Raw genomic sequence first — 21,363 nt, forward strand, 5'->3', positions numbered from 1 at the left:
GCTGGGAGAAGCGCACGCCTTGCAGTTCTATCGGGCCTGCAAGCATGCCGCGGAGAAAATCGCCGATATCGCGGAGAGGCTGCCCCGAGACGTCGGGTTCAAACGGCGCAGCAGTCTCTATTATGCGTCCAATGAGGACGATGCGAACGCCCTTCGCGCGGAATACGAGATGCTGTCGCGGAGCGGCTTCGATTCCGATTGGTGGGACGAGGAACGAATCGCGGCGCATTTTCCGTTCCGCAAAGCAGCGGCGATCGTCACTCGCGGCGACGCCGAGGTCAATCCTTACCTCTTCGTGCACGCGCTGGCCGAAGAAGCGGTCAAACAAGGCTTACGGCCGTACGAGCGTACGAAAATGCTCGATGTTCGGCCGGCGGAGCGCGGATATGTCGTGCGGACCGGCAACGGCTCGATCGAAGCGGAGCATGTCGTGTACGCGGTCGGATACGCACCGGAAACGGCCGGAGGACGCTGGATGAAAGCTCGGCTCAAACGCTCTTACGCGATCGTGACGAGCCCTCTTCCGTCACTGGCCGAATGGCATGAACGGATGTTGATCTGGGAGACGGCCCGGCCTTATTTGTATGCCAGAACGACGGGGGACAACCGGATCGTTATCGGAGGATTGGACGAAAACGTTCGCCAGCCCCTGCTCTCGGAGCATGAGCTGCGCGCGCACTCGATGCGATTGCTGTCCGAGCTTCGCCGGTTATTCCCCGGATATTCTCCGGACATTCGCTGGGAGTGGAACGCGACGTTCGGGGAATCGGCGGACGGACTGCCCTGGCTCGGCGAAGATCCCGAACGCCCCGGTCAGCATTATTGCCTGGGATACGGAGGGAACGGAACGATCTACAGCTGCATGGGAGCGGAAATCATACGCGACCGTATTCTCGGCTTGCCGAACCCGATCGGGCGTATCGTCCGTCCGGATCGCGCCGTCGCCTCCTCCGTATAGCCCGATCTTCTCGCAAAGCAGCCCCTTGGCGCTCCGCGTATCGCGGTAAATCGCCAAGGGGCTGCCAGGCCAGGCCGTCTATGTCTGTTCTCTGACTCCGTCAGTCCGGCGTTGTCGCGCCCGCCTGATTGAGGATGCGCCGCGCTCCGATCTCTCGGGAGCCGTCGACGACGAGCAAGTATCCGCCGCTGTCGATCGCTTCCGCGCATGATCCGCAATAACGCTCCGGAATTCCGATCGCGGCCAGCACGTCCTCGGTGCCGTCGTTGCCGCCGACGTCGCTCGCCGCTACCACGACTCCGGGCGCCGCGTTTCCTACCGTCAAGTTGCCCGCGGGATAGGCGGATAGCGGAGCGACGCCCGCCACCCACTCTTCGTCGTAATCGCGGCGCCGGGTCGCCTGGATTTCGTACAGTTCCTCCAGGTTCACGTCGGGACTGGACGCAAGGAGCGGAGCGTTCTCCCGGTTGCCGACGACGACGCGAACGTCCGCCGACTCGGCTCCGGCCTCCCGAAGCATCCGAATCCCTTCCAGCACCCGATCCTCCTGCCCGAATATTCCTACGTTAACCGTCATAAGTATCCCTCCGTTCAAGTCGGATTTTGACTTCATCATTGGTATACCCTGAGCGGCGCGCTTTGAACCGGCGAACGGCTCACAGTTGCTTGCGGTAGATCCGGTGCGTATCGTTCCACGTCTCGTAACGTTCCGCCATCGGCGTAAACGCGAGCGACTCCTTGCCCCCCAGCACGAGAAATCCTCCGGGGGCCAAGCTCTCGTAAAACAATCCATGCACCTGATTCGTCAGCTGCGGATTGAAGTAAATCATGACGTTGCGGCAGAAGACGACATGAAACTCGTTAAAGGAGCTGTCCGTCACCAGATTGTGGCGGGCGAACACAATTTTCTCCCGTAGAAAAGGCTTGAGCATTACGATGCCGTGATTGGAGGCGTAATAAGCGGAAAAATCCCGCTTCCCTCCGGCCGCTTGGTAATTTCTCGTATACTGCTTCATCCGGTCGATCGGAATCATGCCGTCCCGAGCTCTCTGCAAGGCGTCCTCATTAATGTCCGTCGCGTAGATTCGCGTCTTGTCGAGCAGCCCTTCCTCGTGCAGCAAGACGGCCAATGAGTATACTTCTTCTCCGGTCGAGCAGCCCGCGTGCCAGATACGCACGAACGGAAGCCGCCGCAGCACCGGGGCGACGTCTCTGCGAAAGGCCAGAAACATCTCCGGATCCCGGAACAGCTCCGTCACGGGAATGACAAGATCGCTCAGCAGCCGACGAAAGGCGTCCGGGTCACGCAGGACGCTGCCAAGCAGCGAGGAGATGTCGGGCAGCCCTTCCAGCTTGAGCCGATGCCGGATGCGACGGTAGATGGACGGATGCGCATAATTGCGAAAATCGTAGCCGTACCTCTGATAGATGCCTTCCAGCAGCAGGGCGGTCTCTATTCTCTCCAGCTCGTCGTCCTGGCCGTTCCTGGCGCTTCGATTGTCCCGGTCGTTCCGGTTATCCCGTTCCGTCATCGGTGCAGCCACACTCTCATCAAGGATAGCAGCTGGTCCGTGTTCACCGGCTTCGTAATGTAGTCGGACGCTCCCGCTTCGATGCATTTGTTGCGGTCGTCCTTCATCGCCTTGGCCGTGAGCGCGATGACGGGCAGATTGCTCCACTCGGGATTTTGCCGAATGCGCCTCATCGTCTCGTACCCGTCCATCTCGGGCATCATAATGTCCGTAAGCACCAGGTCGATGCCGGACTCCGTCTCCAGCTTGCCCAGCGCTTCGATTCCGTTCTCCGCGGTCAGCACCTTCATGCCGCGATGCTCCAGCACGCCGGACAGGGCGAACACGTTGCGCACGTCGTCGTCGACCAGCAAAATCGTCTTGCCCTCGAACGCGTCCTCGCCCCGGTTCAGCTTGCCGAGCAGCTTGCGCTTGTCCTCCGGCAGATCGGTTTCGACCCGATGCAGGAACAGCGCCGTCTCCTCCAGCAAACGCTCCGGAGATCTGACGTTCTTCAGCACGATCGAATCGGCGAAATATCTCATTTTCCTCAGTGTCCGTTCATCGTCTTCGCTGTCCGAATGCACGATCACCGGGATTTTCAGCAGCTCGGCGGATTGCTGCATCTTCCTCAGCAGCTCGGCGCCCGTCTCGTCCGGAAGACCGGAATCCATCACGATGCAATCAAACGTCTCCTCCTGCAGCCGCTCCCAAGCGTCATCCGCATCGCCTACGGCGGTGACGGCAACGTCGTCGTGAACGATGAGCTCGGTCAGGCTCCGTCGCGTCTCCTCGTCCCGCTCGATCAGCAGCAGGCGCTTGGGCATCCGGTCGAGCACCTCGCGGATGCTCACGAACACTTTCTCCAGCTGCTCCCTCGTAGCGGGCTTCCGGAGATGATCGATCGCGCCCATGCGCAATCCGTGCGTGGACTGCTCGGTCACGGAGATGACGTGCACCGGAATGTGGCGCGTCGCTGGATCGTTCTTCAGCGCGCTCAGGACGGACCAGCCGTCCGTCACCGGAAGCTGGATGTCGAGCAGAATCGCGTCGGGCTTGATCGCCTTCGCCGCTTCCAGCCCTTCGTCCCCCTGCAGCTCGACGATCGCCTTGAAGCCGCGCGAGCGAGCCATCTCAAGCAGCACCTTGGCGAAGTTGACGTCATCCTCGACGATGAGCAGCACTTTGTCTTCCGGCTCCAGGGAGGCCCGGTCGTCCTCGGGCCTGCCCGCCGGTTCGGGGCCGTCCGGCTGCTCCGCCGCGACGGCCGTTAATTCGGCCGCGGCGTCAGCCGGATGCGAAGCGGCGTATTCTTCGCCGCCGTTCGCCGATTGGGCCGCGCCCGTCGGACCCGAATAGGTTTCGGGAACGACGAGCGTGAACGAGCTGCCCTTGCCGGGTTCGCTCTCCAGATGAATCCAGCCTCCGAGCAGATAGGCGAGCTCCCGGCTGATCGTCAAACCCAATCCCGTGCCTCCGTATTTGCGGCTCGTCGTCCCGTCCGCTTGGCGGAACGCCTCGAAGATCAGCTCGCTCTTGTCCTCCGCTATTCCGATGCCCGTGTCCGCTACCGACAGCGCAACGTATGCCGCCCCCTCGTCCAGTCTGGACGGGTCCAGTTCGCGCGGATAAGGCCTGCGCAGCGTCAGCGACACCGATCCCGCTTCCGTGAATTTGATCGCATTGGACAGCAGGTTGCGCATGATCTGCTTCAGCCTGTAGCCGTCCGTCCGGATCGACTCCGGAACGTCGCCCTCGCGGGCAAAGCCGAACGACAGCCGCTTGGCGTCGGCGAGCGGCCGGTGCTGGTGCTCCAAGAACGCCCACAGATCGTCCAGAACCATCCACTCCGGCTGGACCTCCATCTTGCCCGCGTCCATTTTCGACAAGTCCAAAATCTCGTCGATCATCTTCAGCAGGTCGGTGCCCGACAGATGAATCGTCTTCATGTACTCCTGCTGCTTCTCCGTCAAGTTGCCTTCCCGGTTTTCCGTCAGGAACTCCGACAGAATGAGCAGGCTGTTCAGCGGAGTTCTCAGCTCGTGCGACATGTTCGCCAGAAACTCCGACCTGTATTTGGTCGTCAGCGCGAGCTGCAGAGCTTGGCGTTCCAGCTCGGCGTTCGCCTGCGCGATCTGCTTGTTCTGCAGCTCCATGCGCTCTACATGCTGCTCCAGCGCAACCGTCTTGAGCGTCAGCTCCCGGTTCGCGTGCTCCAGCTCTTCCTGCTGCTGCTGCAGCCGCTGCTCCGATTTCTTCAAGTCGCTCTGGCGCTTCTCCAGCTTGTCGTTCGTCTCCCGCAATTCCTCCTGCTGGCATACCAGTTCCTCGGATTGAACCTGCAGCTCTTCGGTCATCGCCTGGGATTCCCTCAGCAGTTCCTCCACGCGGCGACGGGAACGGATATTGTTCAGAATCGTGCCCAGCTTCTCGCACAGCGCTTCCAGAAGCTCGCGGCTCTCGGGAGTGAAGGACGTGAAGGATGCCAGCTCGACGACTCCGATGACCGCATCGTCGTACACGACGGGATGCACGATCAGGCTTCCGGGCTCGATCTCTCCGAGCCCGGAACCGATCTTGAAATAACCGCTCGGCACCTGCTCGACAGCGATCGGCCTGGCGTCCCGGAAACATTGCCCGGCCAGCCCTTCTCCGGAACGTATCGCCTTCGGAACGGCGGCGCCTTCCCCTCCGTCCCCCGTCGCCGTCGCGTAAGTTCCGGCCAGCTCCAGACGCGAGTCGTCCGAGGAAGACTCGGACAAGTAGATCAAGCCGTGGGAGGCGCCGAGCACGGGAGCGAATTCGGCGACGAAGGACTGGGCGACGCTCTTCGCATCGGAGCCTTCCTGCAGCAGCTCCGTCACTCGGGCCAGCTGGGCGTTGATTCTGGCCTGCCTCTTCTGAACTTCCGCCAACCGGGCCTCGCGGTCGTTCTTCTCCTGCAAATCCAAGGCGATTCGCTTGAACAGAAATGCCAGCTCGCCCAGCTCGTCCTTGCTCTGGACTTCGATGCGGGCGAAGCTGCGCAACCGCCCTCTGGAGAACCGATCCGCCATTCGTCCGAGCAGGTTCAGTCCCCGGTTAATGCTCGGAAACACCCACATTACGATTGCCAGCCCCAGCAGCAGGCCGATCGCCGTCAACGCGGCCACCATCCGTACCGACCAATCGTACGTCGTCTTGGAATCCGCCATCTCCTCCCGCAAGGAAATTTCCTGAACGGACACGAGCTCGTCCATCAGATCGATGACGTCGCGCTGTTCGCCGCGCAGCTTGTCGGCATACAGCAGCTTCGCTTCTTCGATCTTGCCCTCGTTGACATAGGCGATAAACTGCCTGACCGTAACCCCGTACCGTTCGGTTAGCTCCTCGATCTTGCCCATCAAGTCGAGTTCTCCCGCTCCGAGCTGCATATTTTCCAGGATACGGTATTGCCACTCGGCGTCCCCGAGCCTTCTCGCGATGTCCGCCACCCCTTGGGACGGGTCCTGATCGCCGATCATCATATCGTTCATAATGCGGCCGGAGGCGTTCACTTCCCCGCGCACTGCCAGCGCGATTTTGACTTTCTCGAAACGATTGTCGTAAAAAAGCTCCAGCGAGCGGTTCATCTGGGTAAGCTGCGAATAGCCGAATAGGGTGATTCCGGCAAACAACAGCAGCAGCAGCGCGTAGCCGATGCCCAACTTCGTTTTGATTTTCATGTATGGACTCTCCTCGGACTCAGTTCAATCTTGACCAGGCAGCGATCGTCGGACCTCTCGTCCAGCGAATCCCGCCGAACGAGCCGCTCAAGCTCCGCCTCGCCTTCGAAGCGGCGCAGGAAAGCGGCCAGTTGTCCGAGCCGGTCCTCGTCCTCGCCTTCGAAAGAACCGAGGATGCCGTCCGTGAACAAATACAAGGCGTCTCCGGGTGACAGCGCCAGCGTTCTGGGCGTCAGATCCAGCTTATCGAACATGCCCAGCGGAGGACAGCTGACGGGAAGCTTGTCCGGATGCCCGCCTCCGGAACGATACACGAACCCGGGCGGATGCCCCGCGTTGATGTAATTCAGCTTGCCGACTTCCAGATCGATCGTCGCATAGATGCCCGTGCAATAATAATGGACGAGTTCGTTCTCCCACTGCAGACCCATCAGCCGCCGGTTAAGCTCCTTGAATACGCGTTCCGGCGACCATAACGTCCTCATCGACTCCTTCAAAATCGAGGCGATGAACATGCTGACCAGCGAAGAGGAAATCCCGTGGCCCATCGCGTCGATGACCGCGACGCCCCAGCGGCTGTCGTCGATCCGATGCCAGGCGTACAGATCCCCGGCAAGCTCCTCGGACGCCTGGTAATAAGCCCGGATGCGGATACGGGAATCTTCGACCTCGTCCGGCAGCACCGACTCCTGCACTTGGCGGGCGAGCTGCAGCTCCTGGCGAAGCCGGGAATCGCGCTCCTTATGCCAGTCCAGCTCCCGCTTCAGCTTCAGCGCCGAGCGAATTCTGGCGAACAGCTCGATCTTATTGATCGGCTTCGTAACGAAATCGCTCGCTCCGGCGTCGAGCGCCTCCGCCAGCTTCACGGAGTCGCCGACCGCCGTCACCATGATAACTGGGATGTCCTTATACCGGGCATCTGCCTGCAAGCGGCGGCAAGCCTCGATCCCGTCCATCTCCGGCATCATCAGATCGAGCAGAATCAGGTCGACTTGCGGCATTCCCGGCAAGCTTCCGTCCTCTTCTCCCGCAAGCAAGCGGAACATCTCCGCCGCCGAGTAGGCGGTGCGAAGCCGCTTGTACCCTTCCCGTCTGAGCATTTCCTCGATGACGAGCACGTTCATGGCATTGTCGTCTACGATTAACACGGTCATTTTCCCCGTCATCTTCTCCGCTCCTTGGTAACCCATTCGATTTGGAACCTTCCCCAAACAACAAACGCGAATAAGGAATGAGCGGCGGAATTCCGCCCTCATTCCTTATTCCCGCTTGCTCCCGGGTTATTGGCGAGCCATTACCAGCACCTTGCCTTTATCCAATTCGGATTCGTACATGCTCGCTTCGAACGAGTTGAATCCCATCGATTCGATCTTGCTGCGAAGGGCATCGCCGCATCCGTGACGATGCAGATCGTTCACCACTTCGAACGCTTCCAGCCCGTTGTTTACAAGTTTAGCATAGGCTTTCATTTTGCTCTCCTCCTTTTTTCTGTCACCGTGGTCTACTCTTGATTAAACCTCTGCCTATCTATTGAAACAAACCGTTTGTTAACGATTGTCAGTTGCGGAGTGCCGGAAGCGCGGCCGAATTCGGCCCGCGGGGGCCACGGAGGAGAGCGCCGGCCCTCCGTTCATCAGAGCCCCTCCTTCGCTTGCGAATAAGGCCTCTTGACGCCGAACTCCTTGTCCTTCCTTAGACGGGTGACGATTCGGGAGCCGATGGCCGCCCATCGCAGCCAATTCGGAACCGGCCCCGCTTCAGCTTCGGACGCCGCGGCTTGTTTGCGGACGGCGTTCGACAGGCTACGAGTCGCCTCGCGAGCCGTCCCGGTCAACTCGCCCAGCATCGCCCCGACGTCCTGGACCGCGCGGAAGAGAGGATCGGTCGAACGCAGCTTGAGCTTAACGTCCGAAGCCACGTCGTTCACGCTGACCGCCAGCCTGCTCACCTCATCATGCAGCTCTTCCACCGTTTCCTTCACTTCCTTAAAAGCCGACCGGGCGGTAATGAGAGATTCCCGCGCCGTTCTGAGCAGCGAGATCAGAAAGCCGCACAAAACGATGAACGCCAGCGCCGCCAGCGCCGCGCTCCACGCCAAGATATCGTTGTTGTCCATATCCGATTCCTCCTTCATCTGCAGCAGGTGCTACCGTTCGTTAACCCGCTCGGCGGCTATCCGAAACAACAAGCCCCGGATTCATCTCCGTCCCGGCGGGGTAACCAAGCATTAACGCCAAGCGCGGAGCGGCGTCTCCAGTAAGCTGCAACCGCGCGAATAAAGGAGGAATTCCCTATGCTGTATTGGACTTTCGTTTTCTTGATGGTCGCGATCGTGGCCGCCGTTTTCGGTTTCGGAGGAATCGTCAGCGCGGCGGCGGGAATCGCCAAAATCCTGTTTTTTATTTTCCTGATCCTGTTCATCGTCTCCCTGTTCACCGGCCGGCGCGGGAGAATCTAGACGCATCCGGCGCCGCCTCGGTCGGACAAGCAATCTGGATAATAGTTGCAGGAAGTGCCTTTTTCAGGTAAAGTAGGCTGTAGCACTAGGTCAACTCCCTTCATTCCATCCGTCCGGCCGACGGGGCGAATCATTCTTTCTAATGCGGCAACTTTACTTTCTCTAATCACGATAATCGTCTTTCCAACGGATATAGACGCCTCCCTGCGCTTGATGCGAATCGGGGGCGTCTTTCTATTTTCTCAGGGAGGTGATTAAGGACGCGGCGATTGCGTTAATAGGTTGACAGTTGACCCTGCGGGGGGAACTCATCAATTCAACGGAGGTTGATCCTATCATGAAAGCTTTACTTCTCGCCGGAGGTTTGGGAACCCGACTTCGCCCCTTGACGGAACATCTTCCGAAGCCTATGGCACTTGTCGGAAACCGGCCATGGCTCGAGCATCTTCTCCTGCACTACAAAGAGCAGGGCGTAAATGAATTCGTAATCGCCGTTAAGCATTACCGGGAGCTCATCGAGAGGGATTTGGGAGACGGCTCCAAATACGGTGTCCGCATCGATTATTCGGTGGAAAAAGAGCTGTTGGGAACGGCCGGCGCGATTAAAAACGCGGAGCGTCTGCTGAGCGACCGTTTTGTCGTCGTTAACGCGGACATTATTCATCAGGTCAATCTGACGGCGGCTTTACGGTACCATGAGGAGCACGGAGGAGCGGTTACGATCTGTCTGACCGAGGTGGAGGATCCTTCCCACTACGGCGTCGTCGAACAGACGGACGGCGGGCGAATCGTCCGGTTTATCGAAAAACCGAAAAAAGAAGAAGCACCGTCAAATCGGATTAATGCCGGCATATACATTATGGAGCGGAGAGCGCTCGACTTCGTGCCCGCGGGCAAAGTCGTATCGATAGAGAAAGAAACGTTCCCCCTGTTGATCGACAACGGCAGCGGGGTATACGGCCATCCCATCGGAGGGTACTGGATGGACATGGGTACCAAGGAGCGTTATCGCCAGCTCCATTGGGACCTGCTCGACCGCCGCTTCCCGCTGCGCATCGACGGCAAAGAAATGGAGGATAAGAGCATCTGGCTCGGAGACAATGTCCGCGTCGGCCAAGGCGTCCTGTTCATCCCTCCCGTCATGATCGGGGACGACGTCACGATCGGCGACCGGGCGATTATCGGGCCATACGCGGTCGTAGGCAAGGGAAGCCGTATCGGCAAGCAAGTCCGGCTGGCCAATTCCATCCTGTGGGATCGCTGCAAAATCCGCGCCGGCGCCCAGCTCAACGAATGCATTTTCGGGACGGCCATGCAGGCCGGTCCGCACATTTTGCACGAAGCGGTATGCAATCGCAATTTGGAGGTGCAACGCCGATGAACCCACGTCCGCCCCAGATCGCCTACGTCAGTACTTATGTTCCCAAAAAATGCGGCCTGGCCACCTACACCCACCATCTGAGAGAAGCCATTTTCCATGCCAAAGGCTCCCGTTCCCCGGACCCTGTCCTTACGATGTGCAATCCGGACGAACAGGACGATTACCGCGAAACGTGGATGCTTCCGATCATCAAACAGGAGGTCGACGATTACCGCAGAGCCGCGGAGTTGATCAATCAAAGCTCCGTGGACATCGTCTCTTTGCAGCACGAGTTCGGCATTTTCGGAGGGGAGGCCGGCTCCCATCTGCTGGAGTTTCTTCGCCGGCTGAAGAAGCCCGTCGTCACGACTTTCCATACCGTATTCGAGCAGCCCGTCGAGCCTTATGCCCCCGTGCAGCGGGAGATCGCCCGCTGGAGCGATCACCTGCTCGTCATGAACCGCAAAGGACTCGGCTATCTGCAAGACAACTTCGGCATTCCTCTCGACAAAATGACGTTCATCCCGCACGGAACCCCGGTTCCGAACAATGCCGACCGCGCGAAGGTGCGCAGAGAAGCCGGCTGGGACAATCGCAAGGTGCTGTTTACGTTCGGTCTGCTCGGCCGCGGCAAAGGCATCGAATTGATTCTCCGCTCCATGGCGACGGCCGTGCAGGCCGTTCCCGAGCTGCTCTACGTAATCGCCGGGCAGACGCATCCGGAGGTGCGTAAACACGAGGGAGAGACTTACCGCGAAGAGCTGAAGACGCTGATCCGGCATCTGGGATTGGAGCATCACGTTCAATGGATCGACCGCTACTTGCCGGAAGACGAACTCGTGTCGCTGATCTCCGCTTGCGATCTGTACGTCACGCCCTACCCCGGCATGAGCCAGATTACGAGCGGCACGCTCGCTTACGCGGCCGGGCTGGGCCGGCCGATCCTGTCGACGCCTTACGTCTACGCCCGCGATCTGGTGCAGGGCCGGGAGGAGATGCTGCTTCCTTTCGGGGACGCGGACGCTTGGAGCGCCAAGCTGATCGAAGTGTTTACTTATCCGGGCATGCTGGCGAACTGGGAGCGCCAGATCTCGGAAATCGGGCGAAGCATGCATTGGCCGCACGTGGGAGCGCAGCATTTGCGGCTATTCCAGCGCATCATGACGGAGCAGAGGGACAAAATCGCCGATGTCGTCTAGTTCGACGAGCCAAAGGGCGTTCGCGTTCCGCCAGGCGCCGCTTCCTTCCTTCGCCCACCTGCGCCGCCTGACGGACGACACCGGACTGCTCGAACACGCCCTGGGCCGCGTTCCCCGGAGGCGGGAAGGCTACACGACCGACGACAACGCGAGAGCGCTGTGGACGGCGACGGAATGGCTGTCGTTCGGGGAAAAGACGATCGGGGAGGAAAATGCGCGGGAATTGGAACGGCTGGCCGACGTCTATTTGGCGTTCATGCTGTGGGCGCAGGAAGACAACGGCTGGTTCCTGAACAACTTCGCCTATGACCGGACGCTGGAGCCGGAGGAAACTTCCCACGATTGCCAGGGGCGCTCGATCTGGGCTTGCGCCGACGCCTGGATCCGGCTGTCCGGTCCCCGCCGGGAGACGGCCCGGACGATCTTCGAGCGTACGCTGCCCACGTTCGGCGGGATCGTCTCCCTGCGCGGGCAGGCGTTCGCGATGGCGTCGTGCGCCCATGTGCTCCAGGCGTCGCAGGAAGGCGCGATCGACCTGCCGCTCGACGTCAAGAGCGAGCTCCAGCACCATCTGACGCGGCTGGAGGCGGTGCTGTGCCGGGCGTACCGCGACTTCTCCGTCGCCTCCTGGCGCTGGTTCGAGCCGGCGATGACCTACAGCAACGGCGTGCTGCCGTGGGCGATGCTTCGCACGTACCGGTTCACGCGGCGGCCGGAGACGTACCGGGTCGGCACGGAAAGCCTCCTGTTTCTCGTCGAGGCGATGACCGCCGAGGAAGGCTGGCTGCGGCCGATCGGCAACGAGGGCTGGTGCACCAACGATTCGGACGCGGTCAGCCGCTGGGACCAGCAGCCGCTCGAGATGTTCAAGCTGGCGCTGGCGCTGCGAGAAGCAACGGTGGCCGATCGGCTGGCCGAGCATGAGAACAGTCGGCTCGTCGGCAGCGCGCGCGGCCACGGAGCCGGCGATTCGCCGGCGGACCGCGGCGGGATCCGGCCCGCGGCGCTGGGCCGTTCCGCGCTGGAGGGGGGCTTCGCTCTCGGAGGTCGACAACGCTGCAGCTACGCCGCGCTGCGCGACCTGTGCCGGGACTGGTTCTACGGCGCCAACGACCTGCGCGTTCCCGTCGCCGATCCCGAGGACGGAAGCTGCTGCGACGGCCTCACCCCGTACGGCCCGAACATCAATTGCGGCGCAGAAGCCGCTCTGTCGTATTTGATGACGGAGGCTCTCTGCCTCCGGAAGTAAAAAAACAAGCATCGCGATTCGCCGTTGCCGGCGGGTTGCGATGCTTGTTTTTAGTCTGCGATTGTCTAGTTGACGGACGGCAGTTCGCCAAGTTCTCTCGAAGCAACCTCTTTCGTCGCGGTCTCCTCCGAGCGCCAATATGCGGCCCTTCGAGCAATAGTGCGGCTCCTTCGAGCAATGTCCTCCGCTTGGGCGCCATTGGGGAGTCGTTACTCGATTTTTTCGAACATTGCCCTTCGATTAGGCGCCGTTCGGGAGTCGTTACTCGATTTTTTCGAACATTGCCCTCCGTTTGGGCTCCATTCGGGAGTCGTTACTCGATTTCTTCGAACATTGCCCTTCGATTGGGCGCGATTGGGGAGACGTTACTCGATTTCTTCGAACATTGCCCTTCGATTGGGCGCGATTGGGGAGACGTTACTCGATTTCTTCGAGCAACTGGCATCTGCAACAAATCCTCAAAGGACCTCTGTTCATCTCCGTAAATGGGGCATCAGCAGTTTTTTGCGGGAGGCTTACCGCTGCGCACGGCGAAGCCTGTCCAGCGCTTCCCGGAAATCGTCCGGAAGCGGCGCGGTCACGCTCGCCTTATCCCCCGTCCACGGGTGATGCCAGATGAGCCGCTCGCCGTGCAGCGCCTGCCGGGAGATAACCGTCCGCTTGCCGCCATACAGTCCATCTCCGGCCAGCGGATGGTTGATCGACGACAGGTGGACGCGAATCTGATGCGTGCGCCCCGTCTCCAGATGCAGGCGCACGAGCGTATGATCCGCGAATCGCTCGACGACCTCGTAGTGGGTCACCGCCGGATCGCCCGTCTCGCTGACGCGGCGGCGCGTGGAGTGGTGGCGGTCCTGGCCGATCGGCTTGTCGATCTTGCCTTTGTTCCCTTCCACGCCGCCTTCGGCTAACGCCACGTAGACGCGCCCGATCGTTTTCTCGCGCATTCCTTTATCGTACTGATACTGGGCGAACTCGTTTTTGGCGTACAGCACCGGCCCCGTCGTATCCTTGTCGATGCGGTGCACGTGGCGCACGCGCAAATCCTGCCCCGTCATCTCGTAATACGCGGCGACCGCATGGGCAAGCGTCTTGCGCTGTCCCTTCTCGCTCGGATGCACCTCAATGCCCGCCGGCTTGTTGACGACAAGCGTAAACTCGTCCTCGTACAAGATGTTGAGCTCCATCCAATCCGACGGATAATCCCGCTGCTCCCGCGGAAACAGATGCAGCCGCAGGTTCGTTCCCTGCAGCAGACAGCCCCGGTTCTGCATCAACTTGGAGAGCAGTTTGGGCGGCAGCGGCAAATGCTTCGCGACGACCGCGAGCGGCGCGCCCGCCAAAGCGTCCGGCAGCCGAATGTCCATCCACTCGCCTTTGATACGTCCCATACCGAGCAAAGCCTGCTTCTGCCCGCCGCCCCGCACGGCGGCTCCCGGTGCGGCGGCCGCTCCCGTGCGCCTTGCGCCGGAATTGCGCTCGGCCGGACGCACCGCCCGGTCGCCGACTCCGCTGCCCACCGCCGTCTCCGTCCTCAGGCTGCGGCCGGGCCTGTCTCGCCCCTGGGTTACTGCCTTCGACTCACGCTCATCCCGCCCAGAGCTTGCACCTTTGGCCGCGCGCTCCCCGCGTCCTTGGCCTGCGCCCCGCGTTGCTGGCTCACCGCGTCCGTAGCTCCCGCGTTCCCCTCTGCGTCCTTCACTATCCGCTCGCTTAGGCATTCCACCGCCTCGGTCTCCACCGTCCGTCCGCTTAAGCGTTCCTCCGCCGCTTCGGCCGACCGTCCCCGCTCGCGTCGCCCCGCCGCCCCGTCCGGCTCCCGAAGCTCCGCGCTCCCGCCGTCCGTGCCTGTCCTGGCCGCCGGCCGGCTTCTGCCCGCCGCGCGTCCGATTTCTTCCCGCTCCGCTCATCCTGTCTTTCCTCCGATTTCTCATGCGCGCCCGCTAAGCGTTGCCGGGCTTTGCCGACCAATATACGGGAACGGCCGGGCAATGTCAACCTGCCGTCTACGAATCAATCTTCATCATCATCTCTTCCAGCAGCCGGATTCTCGCCAGCGAAGCCCGAAGCAGCCCGATTCCGATCTCCGGGTACAGTCGGACGAGCCGCGTCACGTCCTCACGCTGGAGCGCCAGCACGCGAACGTCGCCGAAAAACGCCTGCCCCGTTACCGACGAAGGCGACTCGTCAAGAGCCGAAGTCGCGCCGCACACCTCTCCGGCCCCGAGCACGCCGAGCGTGCCTTCCCAGCCTGCGGCGGATACGCTCGTCAGCTCGACGTTGCCCTCGATGACGACGTACATCGCCGGGTTCTTTTCTCCCCTGTGCAGCAAGTAACTGCCGTCCGCGAACGTCATCTCCGTCGCCGCGCCCGCGATCAGGCCCAGTTCCTCCAGCGACAGGTCGGCGAAGAACGGCACCTTCTTCAGGAATACGACCTTGTTTAATCTGCCAAGCGCGCCCTGCTCTTCCTTCATCGCCATTCCTTCCTCCCCTCGCCGCCATTCTCCGGCCATCTCCCGCCACCAGTCGTCGGACGACTCCGCCGACAGCTCGACCGCCGCAGCTGCCGCTTCCGCGGTCAAACTGGCCGAACGTTCCGCGTCCGTCTGCCAGCTCGCCGCCAGTCTCTGCGACAATTTGCGCACGCCGCCGATTCCTTCGGCTAGCACCTCCAGGCCTCCGCTGCGAATCTCCTCATCCTCGTCCGCCAAAGCCTTCTTCACGGCGGCGACGACCTGCTCATCCGTTAGCCGCTCCAGAATCGCCCATACGCCTTCGTGAATCGTCCGCTCCAAATCTCGCTGCCTGAGCGCAGCCAGCTCCGCCAAATCCGCTCGGCCCAGCACGGTATATGCCTCGGACAACAGCGCCGACTGCGCATGGTCCGCCAGCTTGTCCGCACCCTGCTCGGCCAGCCAGCCCCTGACCTCCTCGTCCGGCAGCAGCTTCGCCAGCGCCGTGGCGCAGGCGCTCCAGCTTTTCGGCGCGGCGTCCGGCAGCGCCCCCTTCAATATCTCGACAACCCCGTCGCCCATCTCGATCAGCGCCTGCACCGTAACCCGGTGCAGCTCCTGATCCGCCGCCGGCAGCTTCGCCAGCAAGCCGGGAACGACCTCCGTCCGTTTCAGCGCGCCGAGACAGGCGGTCACCGCCGCCCTGACCGCGGGATGCGAATCCTCCAGCAGCTCCTTCACCTCGAGCGCGAAGCGGTCCAGACGCAGCTCGGCCACGACCCGGCAGACGTGGATCGAAGACTCTCCGCCTTCCTTCAGGATCCGCTCGATCACCTCGTAACAGGCTTCGTAGCTTTGCGCGCTCTCTAGCAAGTACATCGCCTTGACCGCTTCGGCCACGACCATCGGCGACCGGTCGAGCAGCTTCATCCGCAGGAAGAAAAATGCCTGAGAAGGCATATGCTTCATCAGCGCCAGCTTGCGCACGACTTCCAGACGGACGTCCGGCTCCGGGTCCTCCAGCAGCGAAGCAACCTTGGCCATCTCTTCCAAGCCCGCACCGGACAGGTCGAGCGCCTTCAACGCGGCGATTTTCACCCGCGGGCTCTCGTCGTCGATCCGGGCGAGAATTTCCGGCATGTACCGGGAATCCTTGCTCCGTCCGAGCAGGTTCAGCGCGACCTCTCTCGCTTCTTCGCCGCCGTTCCCGAGCATCGCCAGCACGGCGCCCATCGTGCGCGAGTTGCGGAAAAACTCCTTGTAGCTCTCCGCCAGCTCCTTGTCCTCCGAGAAGCTCGCCGTCTGCAAGCTGCGGACCAGTTCTTTCATATAGAGCTGTCGAACGACCCAGGCCAGGACGAACATCGCTCCGGCCCCGGCCAAGCCGAGCGCCGCCAGCTCCGCGAATCCCCAACCGAAGCCCGTATGCAGAAACTGCAGCCCCGCTCCGAGCAAAATGCCCGCGAACGTAGCGACGCCCTGCGCCACGTAGCGAAAGCCGTCCCGCTGCTGAAGCGGCAGCATTTTATAGAACAGTTGATAGGAAGGCTCGGCCGAATAATAGATCAGCAAATACGTCAGCATGTAGCCTCCGGACACCGCGAGCATCGCCGCGGGAGAGCCGATCAGACTCCAGGCGGCTGCGAACGCCAGCACGTAGACGGCCGAAATGCCCGCCAGCATGCCGCTCGCTCCGAGCCACGCCATCAACCGTCCCGACACGAGCTGCAGCAGAAACGCCAGCGCGAACAGCACCGTCGTGACGACGCCGAACATTTTGCCGAAGTCGGCCTCGTTCGGATAGGCGGCGTGAGCCGTATTCAGAAACACGAACTCCATCAGAAAATACAGCGCCGGCATAATCGTCATCATGCCGAGAACGCCGAGCAGAAACGGAGACTTCAACGTTCGCTTGAAGTAGTCCATCGACGACAGCGTCATCTGCTGGCTGTCAAGACCTCCCGCCGATCGGAGCGCCAGCGGCACGAGATAATCCGCGATCGCTTTGCGATAGTTGTACAGAGCGGCCAGCAGGAATAGCGGCCCCAGCACGTAGACGATGTCCGGACCGAGCAGCGGGCTCGCCACCTGCGTGATCACCCCGGCGACGACGCCGCCCAGCGTGGCCGCCGCCACGAAGAACGGCATCAGCCGCTTCGCCTGCTGGGTCGGACATAGATCAACGGCAAGACTCCACAGCAGGATCGTCTGCTGCCGGACGACGAAGTTGGACGTCAGAAACAGAAACGGGTAGTAAAACCGGAAATCGATGCCGGCCGCTCTCAGTCCCAGCAGCACGATCGCGTTAAACGCCACGATGCCGATCATCAGCGAGAACATCGTCCGCATCAATCCCGGCTTCGTCATTCTGCCGGCAAGCCATGTCATGAACCACGCTTCGAGCGGCAGAACGACCGCCTCTGCGACATAGATATAAGGAAGATAGACGCTGCCGAAGCGTTGGTTGAACAGCGTCATGAAGCCGTTGTAGTTCAGCATCTCGGCAATGCCGCACAGCAGGAAGACCGGCACCATCAGCGCGAGCTTGTGCCGGTCCTCCGTCATAATCCCCAATCGGCGAATCCATTGTTGTGCAATCATCCGATACTCAACTCTCTTATGTAATCCGAAGCCAGTAGATAAGCCGGTCTTCCCCGTCGAAGTAGTAGTCCGGACACTGGCCGATCAACGTAAACCCGTTCCTCTCGAACAGTCTGCGAATCGTCTTGTACTCCGGAAGGCTGCATGTATAGGTCATCAAATAACGGGCCGACGCCCGGCGCAAATATTCGAGCATTCGCTCCAGCAGCGCTCCCGCGATTCCCCATCCGCGGTATTCGCGGTGCACGACGACGTAATCCCAGCTGTAGCCGCCCGTCTTCTGATCGTTTTCGGCCGCGCAGCTGACGCCGATAATTTCGCCCCGTTCGTTAGTCGCGTACCAGACGACGGCCTGTCCGGCAAGCGCCCGGTAAGGCAAAGTTTTGAGCTGCTCCTCCTCGCCGGGCGTGTATCTCGTATCGTCGAACGAAAACTCGGAGAAAAAGAACTCCACGATGCTTCGGGCCCGCGCCGCCGAATCCAGCAGATGTATTTCGTATGTCCGGGTAATCATCCCCGCCGCCCCCTCTCCGCGCTAGACCGCCAGCGTTCCGTTCCAGCCGGAAGAAGTGCCCTTCTGGAAGTACTCGTCGCAGAGATAGAAATACAGCTTGGCCGCCTTGTCCATTCGGTTCTGCTTGATGACCTCGACGAACGTCTCACGGGCATCGTAGAATCGGCCTTCCTGGCACAGCATGAGCCCGCGCTCAAACAGCGCCTTCGTACGTTCCTTCGCCAATCTGACCGGCTCCGAATCTCCCTCGAACACGTCGATCAACTCGATCGCCTGGTCCTGCCCTTCAGGTGTAATGCGCCCAAGCGAGCGATGGCGGAACCGCTCCGGCTCGCGCAGCTGCTCGAACAAATCCCGGGTCACGAGCACGGAAGCGCCCAGTTCCTCGGACATTTTCTCCAGCGTGGCGGTCAAATGCACGTCGTCCGAGATGACGTTGCCTTCCCAGCGTCTCTCTTCGCCGATAATGCCCATCATGAGCGGCCCGCGATGAATCGCGATGCCGATGTCGATCGGCGCGTAGCCGGATTGGCGCCTGCTGGCGTTGTAATCGTCCAGCTCCTGGCGAATCGCGATCGCCGCTCTGAGCGACTCCTCCGCGTAGCCCGGGAACAGCGCCATGAAGCCCGCTCCGAGATATTTGCTGACCAGCCCGTCCTCCCGCCGCACGAGCGGCCCGAAGCGGCGCAGGAACGCGTTCATGAAGTTGAAGTTTTCCTTCGGCGTCAGCGTCTGCGACAGCTTGCGGAAGTCGCGAAGGTTGGCGACCATCACCGACATTTCCTGCTGCACCTGATCGCCCAGGCGAATATCGAGAATGCCTTTCTTGCCGAGCGATTTGAAAATCTGCTGCGGAACGAACCGGTAGGACACTTCGGAGAAGCTCGTAATGTCCGAAATATACTGCCGAATGTATCTGGCCATACGGTTGAACTGCTCGCCGAGATCGCCGACCTCGTCGCGGCTCTTGACGTTCACTTCAACGTCCCAGTTGCCGTCGGCCATCGCCATGACGCTTTTGCGCAGCTTGCGCACCGTCGACAGCATGAAGAACGTTCCCGCCAAAATGACGACCAGCAGCACGCCGGTAATCATCGCGATATTTTGCAAAATGTTTTGATAGATTTTCCGATTGGCTTGATAGAGAACGCTCAGATCGCGACCGGTCTCGTAGATGCCGACGACCTCTTGCTTGCTGTTGTACACGGGACCGATCGCGTACAGCCACTTGCCGTTGGCGTCTTCCCACTGTCCGGTGCGGATGATGCCTTCGCGACGCACGGCTTCGTTATCTTCGTTCATCTCGAACGGCTTGAACATGTTCACGCCGTCGTCGTCGTCCATGATGATGTACAACTGGCCCTCGTCGTACTTGTACAGCGTGCTGTACAGCCCTTGGCGCTCGATGTCCTGCTCGCCGGCGAAGAGGAAGTTCATTTTCTCCCGGATGAATTCGTATTCGCCGTTGCGATAATCCGCCGGGGAGCGCAGCTTCTCCAGACGGTCGCCGTCGATCAGCTGCTGCCCGTTGCGGGCGAGTAGCGACAGCTCGCGCTGCATCTCCTCTTCCATTCGGGAAGAGAAGCCGTTATAGATGGAATTCGACAGCAGTACCATGCCGACGACGATAATCGGAACGATAACGACCCCTTGCTTGAGAAAAAGGGATACCCGACGATTCATCAGATGGACGTAGACGAGCCGCAGCGAGAGAATCAGCAGCGCGATGCCGGCCGCTGCCGCTCCCCACCGCAGCCAGCCCGAAGCGAGCACCCCGCCGGAGTAGCCGGCTTTCGTCAACACTTCCGCCAGCCGATTCTGCTTGTCGTACAGCAAAATGCGATCGTTGAGCACGACGGCGTACCCCCCGTCGGTCTTCGGAACGACATCCATGATCTCGTGGCTTTCCGCGTCCGGAACCGACTGCACGATCGACGGTCCGTCGAGCAGCACCTTCAAATCGGCTCCGCCTGAAGGCATGACCGTCACGGCGTTCAGCAGGCGGTCGACGAACATCAGACTGCCGTCCGGCGCGATCGACAGCCTTTCGGGGAAGTTTTTGCGGGTGCGATCCATGCTCGCGAGCGGATACAGAATGTGGCTCGTCCCGTCCTCCGCGACGCGATAGATGCTGCCGCGCTTCGTCGTATAGTAAATTCGGCCTGGTTCCGTTCCTTCGATCTCGGACAAGAACCGGTCTTTGGGCAGAGTAAACGAAAACCGTTCCTGAGGCTGTCCTCCCCCTAGCGGGAGCTGCATCAGAGACACCTTCTCCGATGCGGACAGGAAGAAGTAGAGGCTGTCTCCCTTTACCTGCAAGCCTTGAATCTGGCCTATGCGCTTGCTCGTGCCGTTGCCCATCCATTCATAGAGCGTTTCCGGAGAGTTGCCCTTCGCGTCGTAGCGGACGATCCGCTCGCTCTGAACGATGAGCCCATAGGAGTCCAGCACCGTATCGAGCACGATCGGCCGGCCTTCCCCGTCGACCGCCGCCTCCGTAAAGTCCTGACGGGAATCTCTGCCGATGCCCTCGTGCTTCGCGGACGCCTCCAGCTTGCCTTCCGGGGACAAACGCACGATCTCCTGCTTCGACTGTCCGATGACGACGAGGGAATCCCCGGTCGCCTCCGCGGCCCTCGATAGATTTTCCAACGGATATTGCCGCGACCAAGGTCCCTTCTGCAGTCCGCCTTCCTGCTGAATCCGATAGACGGACAGTCCTGTCAACGTCAATGCGACGACAAGCGACAATAACGCAAGTTTTCTCATATCGTTATACCGTCTCTTTCCTTGGTTGGCATGCGCTCGATGCCTTGTCCCGTCACCTAGCCTATTATTTCCATCGTACTATAAACAACGACAATTTACATCCTTTTTCCTATATAAAATGACAATTTTCAAGTAATATTGTAGTATGGAAATGGATAGAAATGATTGGCGTTAACCGCCAATGGAGGATGGTTCAATGGGTCAGCTCGTATGCGGAGGGGCCGCTCTGCAATGTTCGTTCGGCCTGGCGCCGGGCATGCTGAACGTGCTTCCGGTCAACCGAACGACGACGGCAACGCCGATCGCCAACATTATGGACAATAAGCCTTTCGTCAACATAGCGCCTTTTGGAATGTGCAACTCGATGGCCAATCCCGCCGTCGCGTCCGCAACGGCCGCAGCTCTAGGTGTTCTGACCCCCATGCCGTGCACGCCCGCCGTCGCCGCTCCCTGGGCTCCCGGCTCCCCTACGGTGCTCGTCGCCAACATGCCCGCCTTGAACAATTCCTCCAAATGCATGTGCAACTTCGGCGGAGTCATTCAGATCGTCAATCCCGGACAAGTAACGATACAGGTGCCTTAAT

General features: G+C 60.7%; 16 protein-coding genes. 6 read left to right on the top strand and 10 right to left on the bottom strand.

Features of this window, described 5'->3' with window-relative positions:
* A partial coding sequence (locus ACESLM_RS11030; RefSeq protein ID WP_372631637.1) for an NAD(P)/FAD-dependent oxidoreductase occupies positions 1-958 on the top strand: 958 nt, incomplete at its 5' end.
* A gap of 100 nt (positions 959-1,058) precedes the next feature.
* Here ACESLM_RS11030 and ACESLM_RS11035 read toward each other — a convergent pair.
* The 6 genes from ACESLM_RS11035 to ACESLM_RS11060 form a co-directional block, all read right to left on the bottom strand.
* Positions 1,059-1,535 (bottom strand): hypothetical protein, encoded by a 477-nt coding sequence (locus ACESLM_RS11035; RefSeq protein ID WP_372631638.1) that lies wholly within the window; start codon positions 1,533-1,535, stop codon positions 1,059-1,061.
* A gap of 79 nt (positions 1,536-1,614) precedes the next feature.
* On the bottom strand, positions 1,615-2,490 hold the full coding sequence (locus tag ACESLM_RS11040) for a CheR family methyltransferase (RefSeq protein ID WP_372631639.1): 876 nt from the start codon (positions 2,488-2,490) through the stop codon (positions 1,615-1,617).
* On the bottom strand, positions 2,487-6,173 hold the full coding sequence (locus ACESLM_RS11045; protein WP_372631640.1) for a response regulator: 3,687 nt from the start codon (positions 6,171-6,173) through the stop codon (positions 2,487-2,489). The genes ACESLM_RS11040 and ACESLM_RS11045 overlap by 4 nt, the downstream gene beginning before the upstream one ends.
* Positions 6,170-7,339: a PP2C family protein-serine/threonine phosphatase gene (locus ACESLM_RS11050; RefSeq protein ID WP_372631641.1), complete on the bottom strand. Its 1,170-nt coding sequence runs from the start codon at positions 7,337-7,339 to the stop codon at positions 6,170-6,172. Before ACESLM_RS11050 ends, ACESLM_RS11045 begins: the two co-directional genes overlap by 4 nt.
* 114 nt (positions 7,340-7,453) lie before the next feature.
* Entirely contained in the window at positions 7,454-7,642 is a 189-nt protein-coding gene (locus ACESLM_RS11055; RefSeq protein WP_372631642.1) for a hypothetical protein, read from the bottom strand.
* A 164-nt stretch (positions 7,643-7,806) separates the two neighbouring features.
* Positions 7,807-8,289 carry a DUF948 domain-containing protein gene (locus ACESLM_RS11060; protein ID WP_372631644.1) on the bottom strand — a complete coding sequence of 161 codons (483 nt, stop codon included), beginning with the start codon at positions 8,287-8,289 and terminating at the stop codon, positions 7,807-7,809.
* 177 nt (positions 8,290-8,466) lie between these two features.
* On the opposite strand from ACESLM_RS11060, the gene ACESLM_RS11065 reads away from it, so the two are divergent.
* The 4 genes from ACESLM_RS11065 (at position 8,467) to ACESLM_RS11080 (ending at position 12,439) form a co-directional block, all read left to right on the top strand.
* Complete coding sequence (locus ACESLM_RS11065) at positions 8,467-8,631, top strand: DUF1328 domain-containing protein (RefSeq protein ID WP_094047281.1); 165 nt, start codon at positions 8,467-8,469, stop codon at positions 8,629-8,631.
* Between the two features lie 337 nt (positions 8,632-8,968).
* Positions 8,969-10,012, top strand: a complete 1,044-nt coding sequence (locus ACESLM_RS11070; protein WP_372631645.1) for a sugar phosphate nucleotidyltransferase — start codon at positions 8,969-8,971, stop codon at positions 10,010-10,012.
* A complete protein-coding gene (locus ACESLM_RS11075; protein ID WP_372631646.1) occupies positions 10,009-11,190 on the top strand; it encodes a glycosyltransferase family 4 protein in 1,182 nt (393 codons plus the stop codon). Before ACESLM_RS11070 ends, ACESLM_RS11075 begins: the two co-directional genes overlap by 4 nt.
* A complete protein-coding gene (locus ACESLM_RS11080) occupies positions 11,180-12,439 on the top strand; it encodes a hypothetical protein (RefSeq protein ID WP_372631647.1) in 1,260 nt (419 codons plus the stop codon). Before ACESLM_RS11075 ends, ACESLM_RS11080 begins: the two co-directional genes overlap by 11 nt.
* Before the next feature lie 515 nt (positions 12,440-12,954).
* Here the strand turns inward: ACESLM_RS11080 and ACESLM_RS11085 are convergent.
* From ACESLM_RS11085 to ACESLM_RS11100, 4 genes are all read right to left on the bottom strand, one after another.
* Positions 12,955-14,349, bottom strand: a complete 1,395-nt coding sequence (locus tag ACESLM_RS11085) for an RluA family pseudouridine synthase (protein ID WP_372631649.1) — start codon at positions 14,347-14,349, stop codon at positions 12,955-12,957.
* 96 nt (positions 14,350-14,445) lie between these two features.
* Positions 14,446-17,496 carry a cyclic nucleotide-binding domain-containing protein gene (locus tag ACESLM_RS11090; protein WP_372631650.1) on the bottom strand — a complete coding sequence of 1,017 codons (3,051 nt, stop codon included), beginning with the start codon at positions 17,494-17,496 and terminating at the stop codon, positions 14,446-14,448.
* A gap of 16 nt (positions 17,497-17,512) precedes the next feature.
* Positions 17,513-18,010: a GNAT family N-acetyltransferase gene (locus ACESLM_RS11095; protein WP_372631651.1), complete on the bottom strand. Its 498-nt coding sequence runs from the start codon at positions 18,008-18,010 to the stop codon at positions 17,513-17,515.
* A gap of 21 nt (positions 18,011-18,031) precedes the next feature.
* On the bottom strand, positions 18,032-20,779 hold the full coding sequence (locus ACESLM_RS11100; protein WP_372631652.1) for a HAMP domain-containing protein: 2,748 nt from the start codon (positions 20,777-20,779) through the stop codon (positions 18,032-18,034).
* A 196-nt stretch (positions 20,780-20,975) separates the two neighbouring features.
* Here ACESLM_RS11100 and ACESLM_RS11105 point away from each other — a divergent pair, with 196 nt between their 5' ends.
* Positions 20,976-21,362, top strand: a complete 387-nt coding sequence (locus tag ACESLM_RS11105) for a DUF4280 domain-containing protein (protein WP_372631653.1) — start codon at positions 20,976-20,978, stop codon at positions 21,360-21,362.
* The last annotated feature ends 1 nt before the right edge of the window (position 21,363 follow it).

This window comes from Cohnella sp., from assembly GCF_041641335.1.
Taxonomy (GTDB): domain Bacteria; phylum Bacillota; class Bacilli; order Paenibacillales; family Paenibacillaceae; genus Cohnella.

Excerpts from the sequence above, each read along its gene's own strand:
- ACESLM_RS11035 (WP_372631638.1), bottom strand. The coding sequence starts at position 1,535 with ATGACGGTTAACGTAGGAATATTCGGGCAGGAGGATCGGGTGCTGGAA.
- ACESLM_RS11040 (WP_372631639.1), bottom strand. The coding sequence starts at position 2,490 with ATGACGGAACGGGATAACCGGAACGACCGGGACAATCGAAGCGCCAGG.
- ACESLM_RS11045 (WP_372631640.1), bottom strand. The coding sequence starts at position 6,173 with ATGAAAATCAAAACGAAGTTGGGCATCGGCTACGCGCTGCTGCTGCTG.
- ACESLM_RS11050 (WP_372631641.1), bottom strand. The coding sequence starts at position 7,339 with ATGACGGGGAAAATGACCGTGTTAATCGTAGACGACAATGCCATGAAC.
- ACESLM_RS11055 (WP_372631642.1), bottom strand. The coding sequence starts at position 7,642 with ATGAAAGCCTATGCTAAACTTGTAAACAACGGGCTGGAAGCGTTCGAA.
- ACESLM_RS11060 (WP_372631644.1), bottom strand. The coding sequence starts at position 8,289 with ATGGACAACAACGATATCTTGGCGTGGAGCGCGGCGCTGGCGGCGCTG.
- ACESLM_RS11065 (WP_094047281.1), top strand. The coding sequence starts at position 8,467 with ATGCTGTATTGGACTTTCGTTTTCTTGATGGTCGCGATCGTGGCCGCC.
- ACESLM_RS11070 (WP_372631645.1), top strand. The coding sequence starts at position 8,969 with ATGAAAGCTTTACTTCTCGCCGGAGGTTTGGGAACCCGACTTCGCCCC.
- ACESLM_RS11075 (WP_372631646.1), top strand. The coding sequence starts at position 10,009 with ATGAACCCACGTCCGCCCCAGATCGCCTACGTCAGTACTTATGTTCCC.
- ACESLM_RS11080 (WP_372631647.1), top strand. The coding sequence starts at position 11,180 with ATGTCGTCTAGTTCGACGAGCCAAAGGGCGTTCGCGTTCCGCCAGGCG.
- ACESLM_RS11085 (WP_372631649.1), bottom strand. The coding sequence starts at position 14,349 with ATGAGCGGAGCGGGAAGAAATCGGACGCGCGGCGGGCAGAAGCCGGCC.
- ACESLM_RS11090 (WP_372631650.1), bottom strand. The coding sequence starts at position 17,496 with ATGATTGCACAACAATGGATTCGCCGATTGGGGATTATGACGGAGGAC.
- ACESLM_RS11095 (WP_372631651.1), bottom strand. The coding sequence starts at position 18,010 with ATGATTACCCGGACATACGAAATACATCTGCTGGATTCGGCGGCGCGG.
- ACESLM_RS11100 (WP_372631652.1), bottom strand. The coding sequence starts at position 20,779 with ATGAGAAAACTTGCGTTATTGTCGCTTGTCGTCGCATTGACGTTGACA.
- ACESLM_RS11105 (WP_372631653.1), top strand. The coding sequence starts at position 20,976 with ATGGGTCAGCTCGTATGCGGAGGGGCCGCTCTGCAATGTTCGTTCGGC.